Genomic DNA, 14,511 nt, shown 5'->3' with positions numbered 1-14,511 from the left:
TCCTTAGCTCTGGTTCTGGGTGCCCGCGCCGAGGGGCACGACGTCGGCGTACAGCGGGTGCTCTGCCGCGAGAGCTTCCACCCGCTGGGCCAGCGGCGTGAGGTCGGCGTCGGCCGGGGCGATCAGTGCTTCGGCGATGATGTCAGCCACCCGGGTGAACGCCGCCGCCTCGAATCCCCGGCTGGCGAGCGCTGGCGTACCGATGCGCAGGCCCGAAGTGACCATTGGGGGGCGCGGGTCGAATGGCACGGCGTTGCGGTTCACGGTGATGTCGATCTGCGCCAGCCGATCCTCCGCCTGCTGTCCATCCAGGTCGCAGTCCCGCAGATCCACCAGGACCAGGTGCACATCGGTGCCCCCGCTAACCACTGAGATGCCGCGCTGGGCGACGTCCGGCTGGGTAAGCCGGTCGGCGAGGATCCGTGCACCCTCAAGCACGCGCTCCTGGCGTTCCCTGAACTCGGCCGAGGCCGCGATCTTGAAGGCCACCGCCTTGCCAGCGATCACATGCTCGAGCGGTCCACCCTGCTGGCCCGGGAACACCGCCGAATTGATCTTCTTCGCGATGTCGGCATCATTGCTGAGGATGATGCCACCCCGCGGACCGGCGAGAGTCTTGTGGGTGGTGGAGGTGGTGACGTGGGCATGCTGCACGGGGCTGGGGTGCAGCCCGGCGGCTACCAGCCCGGCGAAGTGGGCCATGTCGACCATCAGGTAGGCGCCTACCTCGTCGGCGATGCTGCGGAACCGGGCAAAGTCGAGCTGCCGCGCGTACGCGGACCAGCCAGCCACAATCAGCTGGGGCTTGTGCTCTCGCGCCAGCCGTTCGACGTCGTCCATGTCCACCCGGTGGTCATCGGGGCGCACCTGGTAGGGCACCACGTTGTACAGACGGCCGGAGAAGTTGATCCTCATGCCGTGGGTCAGGTGGCCGCCGTGGGCAAGGTTCAGGCCCATGATGGTGTCGCCGGGTTTGATCAACGCGTGCATGACAGCGGCGTTGGCCTGCGCACCGGAGTGTGGCTGAACGTTCGCGTACCCCGCCCCAAAGAGGTCCTTGACGCGGTCGATTGCCAGCTGTTCCAGCACGTCGACGTGCTCACAGCCGCCGTAGTAGCGGCGTCCCGGGTAGCCCTCGGCGTATTTGTTGGTCAGGACCGAACCCTGCGCTTGCATCACCGCCATTGGGGTGTGATTCTCCGAGGCGATCATCTCCAGCCCGTTGCGCTGCCGGGCCAGTTCGGCGTCGATGCCGCGCGCAACCTCGGGATCGAGGTCGGCCAGTGCCGCGTTCAGGTGTCCCACGGTGGTCAGTCCGGTAACGGCGCTCATCCGTCGATGCCGTTCTTCTGGGCGTACTCCTCAGCCGAGAGGAGCGGGCCCTCGCTGGCGACGTCCACCTTGAACAGCCAGCCGGCGCCATAGGGATCCTCGTTGAGGATGCCCGGATTGTCGATGGCGTCCTGGTTGATTTCGGTGACCTCACCGGTGACGGGGGCGTAGAGGTCGGAGACGGACTTGGTCGACTCCACCTCGCCACAGCTCTCCCCCGCGGTGATCGTGTCGCCCACCTCGGGGAGGCTGACATAGACGACGTCACCCAGCGCGTCGGTGGCGACGGCGGAGACGCCGACGGTGGCCGGACCGGTTTCCGCAGTGTCGATCCATTCATGCTCAGCCGAGTAGCGGAGGTCAGACTTTATGATGCTCACGTGGGTATATACCTTTCCGGGTATGTAAGTTGGCTACTTCTGGCGGCGGTAGAACGGCGTGGCGACCACAGTGAACGGCTCGGGCTTGCCCCGGAGGTCCACCTGGACCTCGGTGCCCGGCTCAGCCAACGCGGTGTTCACATAGGCCATGGCCACGGGGTAGCCGAGGGTGGGGCTGGGGAGTCCTGAGGTCACCGTTCCGACCACCGCGCCGTCGACGACGACGTTGTACCCGGCGCGCGCCGACCGCCGGCCACCGCCCTGCAGGCCAACCAGCTTCCGCTCCAGCGTGGCCTCCTTGAGGGGCTCCAGGACCGACCGGCCGACGAAGTTGTCGGGCTTCTTGAGGCTGACGACCCCGCCGAGACCTGCCTCGAAGGGGTTGGTGTCCAAGCCGAGCTCGTTCCCGTAGAGGGGCATCCCGGCCTCGAGGCGCAGGGAGTCGCGTGAAGCGAGCCCGCAGGGGGCAATTTGGTGCTGCGCTCCTGCCGCTGCGACGGCCTTCCAGAGCTGGACCGCCCCGGTGTTGCCGATGAACAGCTCGAAACCATCCTCGCCGGTGTACCCGGTGCGGGCCAGGAGAACCTGCATCCCCGCCAGTTCCACTTCGACGGCGGCGTAGTATTTCAGTTCGGTAATCAGCTGGCGTGAGGACTCGGCGGCAATGTCGAGCAGGATCGCCTCGGCGGCGGGTCCCTGCACGGCGATCAGGGCCGTGTTCTCCGACTCGTCCTCGACCGCTACGTCAAAGTTGACGGCCCGTTCCTGCAAGGCAGCAGCCACCGTGTCGGCGTTACTGGCATTGGGGACCACCAGGTACCGGTCGTCGGCCCGGCGGTAGACGATCAGGTCGTCAATGACGCCGCCGTCCTCGGTGCAGATCAGCGAGTACTTGGCCTTCCCGACGGCGATCGCCGCAAGGTTGCCCACCAGGGCATAGTTCAGGAACTCGGCGGCCTGCGGTCCGGTGACCCAGACCTCGCCCATGTGGGAAAGGTCGAAGAGTCCTGCGGCACGACGGACGGTGTGGTGCTCCTCGAGCTCGCTGCGGTACTTCAGGGGCATCTGCCACCCGCCAAAGTCGGTGAAACTTGCGCCGAGCAATTCGTGTTCGGCGTACAGGGCTGTCTGCTTGGTCATGGGAATCCTTCCGGTGGTGCGCTGGACTCAACCCGTCCGGCCGGCGGCCGGACGGGGACGGGCCTTAGTCTTCGAAGGCCTCGATGGGTGGGCAGGAGCACACCAGGTTACGGTCGCCGTGCGCGCCATCGATCCGGCGGACCGGAGGGAAATACTTGTTGTGCTTGAGCGAGCGCACCGGGTAGGCGGCCAGTTCACGGGGGTACGCCTGGTCCCAGGTGTCGCTGATCAAGGCGAAGGCGGTGTGCGGCGCCTGGCGCAGGGGGCTCTGCTCCAGCGTGTACTTGCCCGCCTGCACCTCGTCGATCTCACCCTTGATCGCGATCATCGCGTCGATGAAACGGTCCAGCTCACCAATGTCCTCGGACTCGGTGGGCTCCACCATCAGGGTGCCAGCGACGGGAAAACTGAGCGTCGGAGCATGGAACCCATAGTCGATGAGCCGCTTGGCGACATCTTCGGCGGTGACCCCGGTGGCGGCGGTCAGGTGCCGAAGGTCGAGGATGCACTCGTGCGCTACCAGGCCCTTCTCCCCCGAGTAGAGGAGGGGGAAGTGCTCGGTCAGGCGGGCGGCGACATAGTTGGCTGCCAGCAGGGCGTGACCGGTCGCCGAGGTGAGCCCCTCGGCGCCCATCAGCGCGACGTATGCCCAGGAGATGGGAAGCACGCCGGCGGACCCGTAACGGGAAGCAGAGATGGGGACGCCTTCGGCTCCCGCGCCCTGCTCGGCTGCGTCTCCCGGCAGGAACGGTGCCAGATGGGCGGCGACGGCGACTGGCCCGACACCGGGTCCACCTCCGCCGTGGGGGATGCAGAAGGTCTTGTGAAGGTTCAGGTGTGACACGTCGCCACCGAACTCCCCCGGCTTGGCGAGACCGACGAGGGCGTTGAGGTTGGCGCCGTCGATGTAGACCTGGCCGCCGGCGTCGTGCACCTGGCCGCAGACCCAGCGGACGTCCTCTTCGAACACACCGTGGGTGGACGGGTAGGTGATCATGATGGCCGAGAGCTGCTCCGCGTGCTGGGCGATCTTCGATTTCAGGTCATCGTGGTCGATGTTGCCGTTGTCGGCCGTCTTGACGACCACCACCTTCATTCCGGCGAGCACTGCCGATGCAGCGTTGGTGCCGTGGGCGGACGAGGGGATCAGGCAGACGTTGCGGTCCTGATCGCCGCGGGACCGGTGGTAGCCGCGGATGGCGAGCAGGCCGGCCAGTTCACCCTGCGATCCGGCGTTGGGCTGGATGGAGACCTTGGCGTAACCGGTGATCTCCGCGAGCTTGTCCTCCAGATCCTGGATCAGCCAGCGCCACCCTTCGGTCTGGTGCTCGGGGGCGAAGGGGTGGATGGTCGCGAACTCCGGCCAGGAGATCGGCTCCATTTCCACTGTCGCGTTCAGTTTCATGGTGCACGATCCCAGCGGGATCATGGTGCGGTCCAGGGCCAGGTCCTTGTCGGAGAGACGGCGGAGGTACCGCAGGAGCTGGGTTTCGGAGCGGTGGCTGGAGAAGACCGGGTGGGTCAGGTAGGAAGAGGTCCGGATCAGGTCGGCAGGAAGCTCGGCCGAAGCGGATTCCTGGTCAGCGACCTGCCCGACGCCGAAGACCCCGGCCAGCGTGGCCAGGTGATCTTCGGTGGTGGTCTCGTCGCAGGAGACGCCCAGGTGGTCCTCGTCGACGAACCGCAGGTTGATGCCCGCGGCCTCCGCCTTGGACTGGAAGTCCCGCGCCTTGCCGGGGACGTTGAGGAGCAGGGTGTCGAAGAAGTCTGAGTGGACCACTGTCACGGCGCCAGTCAGGGTCGCTGCCAGTGTGGTGGCGTGTCCGTGCACCCGCTGGGCGATTGCCTTCAAACCGTCGGGGCCGTGATAGACCGCGTACATGCTGGCGACGATGGCCAGCAGCGCCTGGGCGGTGCAGATGTTGGAGGTGGCCTTCTCCCGCCGGATGTGCTGCTCACGGGTCTGGAGTGCAAGGCGGTAGGCGGGGGCACCGTCGGCGTCCTTGGAAACGCCGACCAACCGGCCGGGGAGCATCCGCTCCAAGCCCTTGCGCACCGCCATGTAGGCCGCGTGGGGGCCGCCGAAGAAGAGGGGGACACCGAAACGCTGCGCGGAGCCGACCGCGATATCGGCGTCCTGCTCGCCCGGGGGCGTAATGAGGGTGAGCGCGAGCAGGTCGGCTGCCACAGTGACCAGGGCACCGCCGTCGTGGGCTGCTGCAATCAGCGACCGGTGATCACGGAGGGCACCGGATGCCCCGGGCTGCTGCAGGACGACGCCATTGATGTCGCCGTCGGGGAGTCCCTGGGCGAGGTCGGCGACCTCCACCTCGAATCCGAGGGCTTCGGCGCGGCCACGGACGACGGCGATCGTCTGCGGGAGGCAATCGGCGTCGAGCACTGTCTTGCCCTTGTTCTTGCCGGACCGGCGCATCAGCAGGACCGCTTCGGCGACAGCTGAGGCTTCGTCGAGTAGCGAGGCGTTAGCGATGGGCAGGGCGGTGAGGTCCTGGACCATGGTCTGGAAGTTCAGGAGGGCTTCCAGCCGGCCCTGGGAGATTTCCGGCTGGTAGGGAGTGTAGGCGGTGTACCAGGCGGGGGCCTCGAGGACGTTGCGGCGGATCACCGGTGGTGTCACGGTGTCGAAATAGCCCTGGCCGATCATCTGGACTGCAGTGGTGTTTCGGCCAGCGATCTCACGCAGCTGGGCCAGCACCTGGGTCTCGCTGAGGGCCGCCGGGAGGTTAAGGGCCTCGGCGGAGCGGATGTTGGCTGGTACCGCTACCTCGACCAGCTTGTCGAGGCTGGGGTAGCCGAGCATAGTAAGCATTTGCGCGGCGTCGGTTGAGCGCGGGCCGATGTGGCGGTCGGCGAAGGTTGATTCGGTGAGGGGCTGAGCGGTCATGGGAACTCCCTTGATGGGGTCCGGGCGTAGGCGTCTGTCCGGACGATGGTGAGTTCCTCCCCGCTCTGTATGGGACCTGAGAGATTCCGCAGGACTCCATGCCTGCTTGCACCGTCGGTGAGGTGAGCCCGCGGGCCCGCCTGCTTTCCAGAGTTGCCTAGCCGCAGCGGTACTGGGCCTGAGAGATTCCTGGGGAGGATTTGCTCCTACGGCGCCTGCCGGAGTGTGTGTCTACGGAAGTACTCTCCCGCTGCAGATCGAAGGCTATGAAATTTTTGAGAATCGTGACCCAGCTTACTAGGCGCCATGCGTCAGTGCCAAAAGGCAACCCCAGCCAGCGTGCGGAAGCTCTCCCCGCTGAAGTTGCAGGCCGTCAACGGGACGCTGCGGAAAACACACGAAAGGACCGGCCAGAAGTGGCCGGTCCCTGCGCCGCAGAGGCTACTTGTCGCCCTTGAAGACATCCTTGATATTCTCGCCGGCCTGCTTAGTGTGGGCCGACCCCTGGTCGGCCTGCCCCTCGACCTTGAGGTCCTGGTTGTTGGTCGCGTCGCCAACGGCTTCCTTTGCCTTACCGGTCAGCTCTTCGGCCTTGTTCTTTGCCTTGTCAATGAAGCTCATGGGAATCCTTCTCTCTGGAATAGATGGTGACAGGCCCGCTCTTGAAAGGTGCCTACAGTTCTAAGACGTTCCAGCCAGGAAAACCTCACGGCGATTTCCAGGATATTTTTTCATAGGTTCACTGAAGCGCCCTCCGGTGAGGATTCAGGCGGCTGGCCCGGCGCCGACACCAAGTGCCGGGGATGGTAGTCCAAAGACGTCACGGAGGGCCAGCCGGGCCGCGTGGAACCCCGCCATGCCGTGCACTCCCGGTCCGGGCGGAGTCGAGGCGGAACAGAGGTAGACCCCGTCCAGCGGTGTCCGCCACGGCGCGGGTGAAAGGACTGGGCGGGCCAATAGCTGACCGAGGGTCACGGCCCCGCCGCCAAAGTCACCGCCGACATAGTTGGCGTTGGAGGCGGCCAGGTCGGCCGCGGTTGTCGTGAAGGCACCCACGACGACGTCCCGGAAACCCGGGGCGAAGCGCTCGATCTGCGCGGTAACCGCCTCGGCCATGTCGCGGGTCGACCCGCTGGGGACGTGGCAATACGTCCACAGGATGTGGCGACCGGCAGGCGCGCGCGACGGGTCGAACAGGGACGGCTGGGAGAGCAGCACGTAGGGGTTGGCCGGATGAAGTCCGACGGCGACGTCGGCCTCGGATGCGGCAATCTCAGCGCGGGTTCCCCCCAGGTGCACCGTTCCGGCGCCGGCCACCTCCGGGTTGCTCCAGGGCACCGGACCGGAAAGGATGAACGCCACCTTGCAAGCGCCGTCGCCGAACCGGAACCTCTCAAGCGCGCGTTCGTACGTCCGCGGCAGCCGGCCGGCCGCGAGCCGGATCAGCGATGGCGGGGCAACGTCAAGGAGCACCGTCGGCACGCCGCTGAGCTCGGAGAGCGATTCGATCGTGTAATCGGTGACAACTTCCCCGCCGTGGGCCACCAGGTCCTGAGCCATCGAATCGGCGATCGACTGCGACCCGCCCCGCGGGATGGGCCAGCCGCCCGCGTGCGCCAGTGCACCCAACATCAGCCCGGCGCCAGCCGAGGGCAGCGAGGGCAGGGTACCGACCGGATGCGCTGCCACTCCGGTAAAGAGGGCAGCGGCCAGATCGGTACTGAACCGTCGGTTCCACAGGTGGGTGCCCTGATCGAGTGCGGCCAGGCCGAAGCGGACCGCAGCGGCCGGGTGCCGCGGGAGGCGCAGCAGGTGGTTGAGGGCGACGTCGAGGGTGCCTTCGATGTTGCCTACCAGCGGCTCCATCAGCCGACGGTAGGCGGGCCCGTCCCGCCCGAGTCCCTCGACGGTCCGTGCCAAGTCACGGTACGCCAGACCTGCCCTGCCGCCGTCGAGCGGGTGGGCATAGGAGATCTCCGGGACCGCGAAGTCGATGCGGCGCCGAAGCTCGAACTCCCTGAAGAACGGGGAAGCCAGCGCCATGGGGTGCACGGCGGAACACAGGTCATGCAGGTGGTCAGGTACGAGCTCCTCCGTACGGGCGCCGCCTCCGATGGTCGGCGCCGCTTCGTACAGCCTGACGCTCAGCCCCGCCCGGGCGAGGACCACTGCGGCTGCCAACCCGTTGGGCCCAGCGCCGACGACCGCTGCGTCAGTCACTGGTGGTCCGGCGGGGCAGTAGCGAGCCGGCCCGGGTCTTCACCGCAGCGAGGACTGTGCGCCCCTTGGCCGGGAGGGTGCGCCGCGCAGTGAAGGCGGTGGCGATGGCCCGGTACCGGACCGGGTGCAGGGGCACATCGTAGGTGGTGGGAACCTCGACCACATTCCGGGAAAAGTTCCGCTTGAAGGTAGTGACGTTGATCAGCTGCGGGTAGTTCTCGCTCACGATCCCCGTCAGGCCACAGCTGTGGTTCCCGGCGGCCTTGAGTGCCTTGAACGCGTGCCAGAGCAGCAGATACGGGGCGAAGATCTTCCGCGCCGCGTGCGTGCTGGCGGCGAAGTAGTAGACCGAGTACCCCCGGTATTCGGTGGTGATGAGCCAGCTGATGGCCTCGCCGTCGAGGTAGGCCACCATCAGGCGGAGGTGATCCCCGAGCTGCTCGAGGAGCTGCTCGTAGTAGGCCGATTCGAAACTGGCGAAGCCGTCCCGTGCCGCAGTTTCCTCCAGGATGGGGAACAACTCGTTGCGGAAGACGGTGGACCACTCGGCGCGGTCAATGCTGCGCACCTGAACGCCGGCCCGTTCTGCACGGCGGATGCTGTTCCGGGCATTGGGCCGGAACGCCTTGTAGATGTCTGCCTCGCTGGGGGTGAGGTCGACGACGATCTCCCGTTCGTACCAGCCGTGTTCCAGCGGACCGGTCGCCGGATCCTGCGGATGCTGCACCTGCAGGCGGACGTAGAGCGGGGCCACTTCGGGATCGGCGCGGAACTGCTCCTGGACGGTCTTCAGCAGTCGTGCCTCTGCCAGCGGGGTGCGCTCGGCGAACCAGACAGGACCATTGACAGCCACCAGTGAGTCCCTGAGGCGTCGGGTGCTCCTCAGGAAACTGGCGACCGCCACCAGGGCGCCGTCGTCGTAATAGGCCCAGAGACCGTGGGGCGTGCGGCCACGGCTGGCTTCGAAGGCTGCCCACTGCGGAGTCTGCTCAAGAGGAATCACCACTGTGGGGTGCGCTGCCGCGAGGGACCCGAAAGCTTCAGTGGAGAGTTTCTCAGAGCGTAGGGCAGCTACTGTCACGGGTGATCTTTCGGTTCTGGGGAGGGACGGCTCAAGCGTACCCGAGTACCGGTGGCCGCAGCGTGGCGCCGGTCCGGCTTCCGGTGGTCGGCAGCGTGGTCGAACGGCCCACCCTGTGGGTCGTCAATAGTGAGCCGGCGCACCGGGTCCTGCGCGGGGTCGATCATGCCCTCCATGACGCGATACATGATATATGCCGTGGAAAGCATATGCGCGAAGGCGAAGAGCAGATAGTAGGGCAGGTCGATATTGTTCTGGGCGTTGCCACCGCTGCTTTCCTTGCCGAGATACATCATGAGGGTCCACCAGTGCGCTACTTCGAGGAGCTGCCACACCAGGAAAGTCCGCCATTTCGGGTAGGCAAGCGCAACGAGGGGAACCAGCCAGATTGTATGCTGTGGGGAGTATCCTTTCCCCGCCAGGATGAGGACACCCACCAACAGCAACGCCACCTGCGCCAAACGTGGACGGCGGTGCGTCCGGAGGGTGAGGACGGCGATGCCGGTACACAAAACTACGGTCAGAAGCCCGGACGCCACCGTAGTGAATGTGGCATCCAGTTCCCGTCCACCGGCACGGGCGGCCAAAGAGTTGTAGGCAAACCAAATAGAGGAATAGTCGGCGTCGCGCGATAGCAGGCTAGTGAAGTGCGCCGACCAGGCGCGGGCGTCCAGGAGTGCGAAGGGGAGGTTGGTTGCCAGCCAGGTGGCGGCGAGCACCGCCCCGGTCATGGCGGCTCCCCCAACCAGCCGGGTGCGCAGCGCAAGGAGCGCCATTGCTGCGAATATCAGCACCGGATAGCCAGCCACCGCTGTGCCCAGCCCCAGGAATATTCCGGCCCGGGAGAAACCGCCGCGCGCGAAGGCGAGCATTCCGAGCGACGCGAACATGGCCGCCCACAAATCCCAGCCCAGGAAACCAGCCACGATGATCATCGGTGCAACTGCCACCATCGCTGCGTCCCACGGACGGCGGTTGGTCATGCGTACCGTTGCGTAAACGGTCACCAGCCATGCTGCCACTGCCAGGACTGAGTGTTGGTCGTAATAGCGCAGGGTACTGCCCAAAGGCACCAGTTGGGCAGTCGCACCGGCGAGGGCGCCAGTGAGGGCCGAGTGTCCGAGCTGCAGGAAGGAGGTTCCGCTTTCCAGGCTGACAAACGCTTCGGGCCATTGGGACTGGCATGCCATGTAGTACTGACCGGGGCTGGCCCAGCCCGCGATCCGGCAGGGGTTCTTCAACAGGATCGCGATGACTGCCGCTCCCGTGGTGAGCAGGACCAGGACCCGCTCCACACTGAACACCCCGGGGTCAATGACTCCGGGACTGGTCCGCCTGCCCAGTGGTCCGCCAACCAGCTCCGTGAACTTTCGCAGGAGCGAGTCGGCGCGCGACGGCACCGAAATGCGTACCGGCCGACGCCGGGATCGACCGGTTCCCATGCCTGAAGCCTACCCAGCGGGCGGGACATCCAACACCGAACTGGCTGATATATCAGGATGCTGGAATGCTTCGGGAAAAATCTGTGTTGAGAATAAGAAGTAGACTGGATTAGCTGTTCAGTCCGTTACGGGAAAAATCCGGCGGGCCGGCAAAAGAAGTGATTTCAAGAGGAGAACCGTGGGAACTAACCCCATTAGGGTGGCAATTGTTGGTGTCGGCAACTGTGCGGCGTCACTGGTACAAGGCGTTCATTACTACCGGGATGCGGACGCGACGGCGTCGATTCCCGGGCTGATGCACGTGGAGTTCGGCAAGTACCACGTCAATGACGTTGAGTTTGTTGCTGCCTTCGACGTCGACGGCAAGAAGGTGGGGCTGGACCTCGCCGACGCCATCGGCGCCAGTGAGAACAACACCATCAAGATCGCCGATGTACCCCCCACCGGCATCAAGGTGCAGCGCGGCCACACCCTGGACGGCCTGGGCAAGTACTATCGCGAAACCATCGTCGAATCAGATGCCGAGCCCGTTGACGTTGTCGCGGAGCTCAAGGCCAACCAGGTTGACGTCATGGTCTGCTACCTGCCCGTCGGGTCGGAAGACGCTGCACGGTTCTACGCCCAGTGCGCGATCGATGCGAAAGTGGCGTTCGTCAACGCACTCCCCGTCTTCATCGCCGGCACCAAGGAGTGGGCAGACAAGTTCACTGCCGCCGGAGTGCCAATTGTCGGGGACGACATCAAGAGCCAGATCGGTGCCACCATCACGCACCGCGTGATGGCGAAGCTGTTCGAGGACCGCGGGGTCACCCTGGACCGCACCTACCAGCTGAACGTCGGCGGCAACATGGACTTCAAGAACATGCTCGAGCGCGACCGGTTGGAGTCCAAGAAGGTCTCCAAGACACAGGCTGTGACGTCGAACGTGCAGGCCGACCTCGGTGAGCGCAATGTGCACATCGGCCCGTCCGACTATGTCGCCTGGCTTGACGACCGGAAATGGGCCTTCGTCCGTCTGGAGGGCCGCAACTTCGGTGACGCGCCTGTCTCGCTCGAGTACAAGCTTGAGGTGTGGGACTCACCGAACTCGGCCGGCGTCATCATCGACGCGATCCGTGCGGCGAAGATCGCCCTGGACCGTGGAATCGGTGGACCGCTGCTCTCAGCGTCCAGCTACTTCATGAAGTCCCCGCCGGAACAGTTCGCCGACGACATCGCCCACGAGAAGGTCGAAGCCTTCATCCGCGGAGAGCTCGACCGCTAGACCCGCAGCACACCGGCGTAGCCTTACGGTGGGACGCGTCGGCGGTGGTGCAGGAACTTGGCCTCCGGGCCCCTCTCCGGTACCACCGCCGACGCGTCCGCCATTTAACGGACGTGTTATCCACAGCTTCATCCACAGCCGGGGGAAACGCTGTGGCCACGGGTGTGGAAGGACGGGTCTAGAAGAGCCCGACGGCGCCGCCGTCGTCGTCCACGTCCATGCGCATTGCCGCGGGATCCTTCGGTAGTCCCGGCATCGTCATCACCGTTCCGGTCAGGGCAACGATGAAACCGGCCCCGGTCTTCGTGATCAGATCGCGAACGTGCACAGTGAACCCCTTGGGGGCGCCGAGCACCGTGGGGTCGTCGGAGAAAGAGTACTGGGTTTTCGCCATACAAACCGGTAAATGTCCCCATCCGTTGGCTTCGATCTCGGCGAGCCTGCGGAGCGCTGGCACGGAGAAGTCGACGCCGTCGGCGCCGTAGATCTCCTGGACAATTGTCCGGATCTTGTCCTCGACCGGGAGCTCCAGCGGGTACAGATGATGGAAGTCCTGCGGCCCGTCCAGTGCGGTGAGGACCTTGGCTGCCAGCTCATCCCCACCCGAGCCGCCACCACCTGCTCCCCAGACGTCCGCGACGGCCGCTTCGATCCCCTCGCCTGCGCACCAGGACAGCAGCCACTGGAGCTCTTCTTCGGTGTCGGTGGTGAACCGGTTGATCGCGACCACCGGTGTGATGCCGAACTTTTCGACGTTGTGCACATGGCGTCGCAGGTTCGCGACCCCCGTTTCCAGGGCCGCGGTGTCCGGTTCCCGCAGGTCCGCCTTCGCTACACCACCGTGCATTTTCAGGGCGCGGATGGTGGCGACGATGACGACGGCGGCAGGCGCGACGTCGGCGAAGCGCGCCTTGATATCCATGAACTTCTCCGCGCCAAGATCGGCGCCGAAGCCTGCCTCGGTGACCACGATGTCCGCTAACTGACGGGCAGTGGTGGTGGCGATCACCGAGTTGCAGCCGTGGGCGATGTTGGCGAACGGGCCCCCGTGCACCAGTGCCGGGGTGCCGGCGATGCTTTGCACCAAGTTGGGTTTAATCGCGTCGCGGAGCAGCAGGGTGAGGGCACCCTCCACCCCCAGGTCCCCCACGGTGACGGGCTGCCGGTCGAACGTGTACCCGAAGGTGATCCGTGCCAACCGGTCCTTGAGGTCCGCGAGATCCGAGGCCAGGCAGAAGACAGCCATGATTTCGGAGGCAACAGTAATGTCGAACCCGTCCTGACGGGGGGTGCCCTGGGTGGGCCCACCCAGCCCGATCACTACCTCCCGCAGTGCCCGGTCATTCATGTCCAGGACACGTTTGAAAGTGATCCGGCGGGGGTCGATGTTCAGCTGGTTGCCCTGGTAGATGTGATTGTCCACCAGTGCCATGAGCGCATTGTTCGCTGAGGTTACCGCGTGGAAATCTCCGGTGAAGTGAAGGTTGATGTCCTCCATCGGCAGCACCTGGGAGTACCCGCCGCCAGTCGCACCGCCCTTCATGCCAAGGATTGGTCCCAGGGACGGCTCGCGGAGGGCGATCATCACGTTGCGCCCGGATCGCGCGAGGGAGTCAGCCAGTCCGACGGTACAGGTCGATTTTCCCTCACCGGCCGGGGTAGGGCTCATGGCGCTGACGAGGACCACCTTGCCCGGTTCCTTCCCCGGGACGGTGCGCAGCTTGCGGGTATTGATCTTGGCCTTGTACCTGCCGTAGTGTTCAAGCGCCTCCGCCGGGATACCCGCTCCGGCGGCAATCTCGTCGATGGGTTGGATGGCAGCGTTGCGGGCGATGTCCAGGTCACTGGCGGGTGTGGGCAAAGACTTCATTGTCGACATATCCTCTGGGCTCGTGGCGCGGGGATGGGGGTCCGGCGTGTACCCGGGGGTCGGGGCACACGCCAAATCTACCAGCGGCCCACCGTTGCTCAGCGGAGCCCGGCCCGCTCCAGCAGGTACTGGATCATCGGTTCATAGAGTCCGGGACACACGTTGTCGTCGAGCGGAACAGCAACGGCCAGCTGCCCCTCAGCTTCCGAAACGAACAGGCCGGGATCGTTGCAGTCGGCGAAGCCCAGCGCGGGGATGCCGGCGCTGGCGGCGAATCCCGCCCAGCCGTGGTCCGCCACCACCAGGTCGGGGCTCGGCTCCCCGGTCGCTGCCAGCAACTCAAGGCTCAGCTGCATGGGATCTGGGGAGTGGGTGTGCATCAGGGACCCGTGCTGGTGCCAGACCAGCACCCCGAAGAGCTGCCGGATGTCACCCGCCCCGAAGTGTTGGCCCTCGGGAACTTCAACCACCGTGGCGCCGGCCGCACGTGCCGCGGCGGCCAAGGCTGCGTGGACCGGGAGGAGGCCAGCGGGGTGGCCGGTGGCGAAGAGAATCCGGTGTCCGGCTGCGACCGCAGCGCCGAAGACGGCAGCGAAACGATCCAGCGCGGCGACGCACTTGGCCGCGTCGATGGTGTCCTGCCCGGAGAGGTGGGAACGGTCAGGGTTGATGCCGACCCGTTCGTGCATCAGGTCGAACACCTCATCGACTGTCCACTCGCGCGTGGTGCGTACCCCGAACCCCAGGTGCTCGCTGCCCTCAAGAAACAGCTGCATGTGGCGGAGGTTGTCACGGCGGTCGGTGGCAACCGCTCCGGTGATCAGGACAGAGTCGAGGTAGGCGGCAAGTTCGGTGGAGTTCACCCTCCCATCCTAGG

The 14,511-nt window shown here is 65.7% G+C and carries 11 protein-coding genes and 1 riboswitch; of the genes, 1 reads left to right on the top strand and 10 read right to left on the bottom strand.

All coding sequences use genetic code 11. The features are described from left to right. Positions 1 to 3: 3 nt before the first annotated feature. The 8 genes from glyA to HMI58_RS01815 all read right to left on the bottom strand — a co-directional run bounded on the left by glyA (position 4) and on the right by HMI58_RS01815 (position 10,500). Positions 4 to 1,332 carry a serine hydroxymethyltransferase gene (glyA, locus tag HMI58_RS01850; RefSeq protein ID WP_205207775.1) on the bottom strand — a complete coding sequence of 443 codons (1,329 nt, stop codon included), beginning with the start codon at positions 1,330 to 1,332 and terminating at the stop codon, positions 4 to 6. Then, positions 1,329 to 1,712 (bottom strand): glycine cleavage system protein GcvH, encoded by a 384-nt coding sequence (gcvH, locus tag HMI58_RS01845; protein WP_171617939.1) that lies wholly within the window; start codon positions 1,710 to 1,712, stop codon positions 1,329 to 1,331. Before gcvH ends, glyA begins: the two co-directional genes overlap by 4 nt. 33 nt (positions 1,713 to 1,745) lie before the next feature. Next, positions 1,746 to 2,852 (bottom strand): glycine cleavage system aminomethyltransferase GcvT, encoded by a 1,107-nt coding sequence (gene gcvT / locus HMI58_RS01840; RefSeq protein ID WP_171617938.1) that lies wholly within the window; start codon positions 2,850 to 2,852, stop codon positions 1,746 to 1,748. Positions 2,853 to 2,916: 64 nt separating this feature from the next. Next, complete coding sequence (gene gcvP / locus HMI58_RS01835; RefSeq protein ID WP_171617937.1) at positions 2,917 to 5,757, bottom strand: aminomethyl-transferring glycine dehydrogenase; 2,841 nt, start codon at positions 5,755 to 5,757, stop codon at positions 2,917 to 2,919. Between the two features lie 157 nt (positions 5,758 to 5,914). Further along, positions 5,915 to 6,017: riboswitch (glycine riboswitch) on the bottom strand. Between the two features lie 181 nt (positions 6,018 to 6,198). Further along, positions 6,199 to 6,378 (bottom strand): CsbD family protein, encoded by a 180-nt coding sequence (locus HMI58_RS01830; protein ID WP_171584845.1) that lies wholly within the window; start codon positions 6,376 to 6,378, stop codon positions 6,199 to 6,201. A gap of 144 nt (positions 6,379 to 6,522) precedes the next feature. Next, positions 6,523 to 7,977, bottom strand: coding sequence for an NAD(P)/FAD-dependent oxidoreductase (locus HMI58_RS01825; RefSeq protein WP_171617936.1), 1,455 nt, complete (start codon positions 7,975 to 7,977; stop codon positions 6,523 to 6,525). After that, the gene (locus HMI58_RS14910; RefSeq protein WP_171617935.1) at positions 7,970 to 9,058 is read right to left on the bottom strand and encodes a peptidoglycan bridge formation glycyltransferase FemA/FemB family protein; all 1,089 of its coding nucleotides are present in this window, start codon (positions 9,056 to 9,058) and stop codon (positions 7,970 to 7,972) included. Before HMI58_RS14910 ends, HMI58_RS01825 begins: the two co-directional genes overlap by 8 nt. Next, the gene (locus tag HMI58_RS01815; protein WP_171617934.1) at positions 9,055 to 10,500 is read right to left on the bottom strand and encodes a hypothetical protein; all 1,446 of its coding nucleotides are present in this window, start codon (positions 10,498 to 10,500) and stop codon (positions 9,055 to 9,057) included. The genes HMI58_RS14910 and HMI58_RS01815 overlap by 4 nt, the downstream gene beginning before the upstream one ends. A gap of 178 nt (positions 10,501 to 10,678) precedes the next feature. Between HMI58_RS01815 and HMI58_RS01810 the strand changes: the two genes are divergently transcribed. Next, complete coding sequence (locus tag HMI58_RS01810; protein ID WP_171584849.1) at positions 10,679 to 11,764, top strand: inositol-3-phosphate synthase; 1,086 nt, start codon at positions 10,679 to 10,681, stop codon at positions 11,762 to 11,764. Between the two features lie 178 nt (positions 11,765 to 11,942). Here the strand turns inward: HMI58_RS01810 and HMI58_RS01805 are convergent, their stop codons facing one another. After that, a complete protein-coding gene (locus tag HMI58_RS01805) occupies positions 11,943 to 13,634 on the bottom strand; it encodes a formate--tetrahydrofolate ligase (RefSeq protein ID WP_171617933.1) in 1,692 nt (563 codons plus the stop codon). A 98-nt stretch (positions 13,635 to 13,732) separates the two neighbouring features. Continuing rightward, positions 13,733 to 14,497 carry a phosphatase gene (locus HMI58_RS01800; protein ID WP_171617932.1) on the bottom strand — a complete coding sequence of 255 codons (765 nt, stop codon included), beginning with the start codon at positions 14,495 to 14,497 and terminating at the stop codon, positions 13,733 to 13,735. Positions 14,498 to 14,511 lie beyond the last annotated feature (14 nt).

The organism is Arthrobacter sp. 147(2020), from assembly GCF_013116715.1.
In the GTDB taxonomy this organism is placed as follows: Bacteria; Actinomycetota; Actinomycetes; order Actinomycetales; family Micrococcaceae; genus Arthrobacter_D.
This window is presented reverse-complemented; position numbering and strand designations above follow the sequence as displayed.